A 1,518-nucleotide genomic window follows, 5' to 3' on the forward strand; every position below is an offset into this window, starting at 1 on the left:
GCAGCAGCCCCATCGCACCGAGGAACAGCTTGCCCGGCAGCCCGGCGAACAGGTCGACGTGCAACCGCAGCATGAGGCTCATGAAGCCGGTGTTGACCGGCACCTCGCCGAGCACGCGGCCGGTGCGCGCATCGACCGCGATCGACTTGAAGTCCTGCGTCGGCGCGGGCGTCGGCGTCAGCGTGACGTGCCACAGGCGGTCGTCGTCCTCGGGCTGCGACGCGAACTGCACGATGCGATCCGGGTAGAGGGCGCGCGCCGAGGCCAGCACCGTGTCGAGGCTGGCGCGCGGCGTGTCGGCCGGCATCTCCGGGGCCTCGATCTCGCCGCCGGTCAGGTGGTCGATCTCATGGTGGAAGATCAACGGCAGGCCGGTCAGGCACAGCAGCAGCATGAACGCGGTGCAGACGAGGCTGCTCCACTTGTGCCACCACGACCAGGTCTTCAGGGTGCTTGCGCTCAGCATGCCGCGGCTCCGTGCGGGGGCGTCAGAAATCGACGCTGGCGCTGAGCACGAAGGTGCGGGGCGYGCCGACCACGAGGTAGCCATTCTCGGGGTAGCCGCCTGCAGAAGCCCAGTACGACTTGTCGGCCACGTTGTCGACGCGCGCGCGCAGCGTCACCAGGCGATCCTGCACGTTGACCATCCAGCGCCCGCCCAGGTCCACGCGGGTCCAGGACGGCAGCAGCAGCGTGTTGGTGGAGTTCGCGAAGCGGTTGCCGGTGTAGACGACGCGGCTGTCCAGCGCCAGTCCTTCGACGCCCGGCACCGCCCATTCGGCGCCCACGGTGCCCTGGCTCTTGGGCACGCCGATCACGTACTTGCCCTCGGTCGTGGCGTCCCCGGTGTTCTTCTGCTTCGCGTTCAGCAGCGTCAGGCCGCCGAGCAGCTTGAGACCCGGCATCGCTTCACCGAAGAAGCTCAGTTCGATCCCCTGGTGGCGGTCTTCACCCTCCACGCTGTTCTGCGTGGCCACCGGGCGCGGCTTCTTCGTCGCGAAGAGCGCCAGGCTGCCGCCGAAGCGTCCACCGTCGTATTTCAGGCCGATCTCGTTCTGCTTCGACACATACGGCTCCAGCGTCACCGGCGGGCCGCCGTTGACGCCCGCCAGCGTATTGCCCTGCGTGAGGCCTTCGACGTGGTTCGCATACGCGGAGAACTGCGTGCCGAGCTTGTAGACCACGCCCAGCATCGGGCTGGTCCGGCTCTCGTCGTACAGCGCGTCATCGGCCGGGTCGGAGTTGTAGCCGTAGTCGCTGATGTCCAGCTTCTGGTGGCGCACGCCGAGCGTGACCAGCAGCTTGTCGTCCAGCATCGACAGCGTGTCGCCGATCGCGAAGCTGCTCAGCTTCGAGCGGCCCGTCTCGTTCGGCGAGGCCAGGTCGTTGCCGCGGAAGGCCCCGGCCGTGAACTCCGGCTGCGCGTACGCGGTCGGCGTGTAGAGGTTGGTGTCCAGCGTGTTGAAGAAGTCCCACGCGTAGGCGTTCTTCTTCACGAGACGGAACGCCGTGTACGAG

Annotated in this window: 2 protein-coding genes; both read right to left on the reverse strand. The window is 67.8% G+C overall.

Annotation, left to right across the window (positions count from 1 at the left end; genetic code table 11):
* The coding region (locus AC1D15_RS31550) for a PepSY-associated TM helix domain-containing protein (protein ID WP_477829145.1) at positions 1–466 on the reverse strand (466 nt) is incomplete at its 3' end.
* 22 nt (positions 467–488) lie between these two features.
* Positions 489–1,518, reverse strand: a 1,030-nt coding sequence (locus AC1D15_RS31555; protein WP_477829146.1) for a TonB-dependent receptor, incomplete at its 5' end; no start/stop codon positions are given.

This window comes from Rhizobacter sp. P2_H2 (assembly GCF_056403375.1).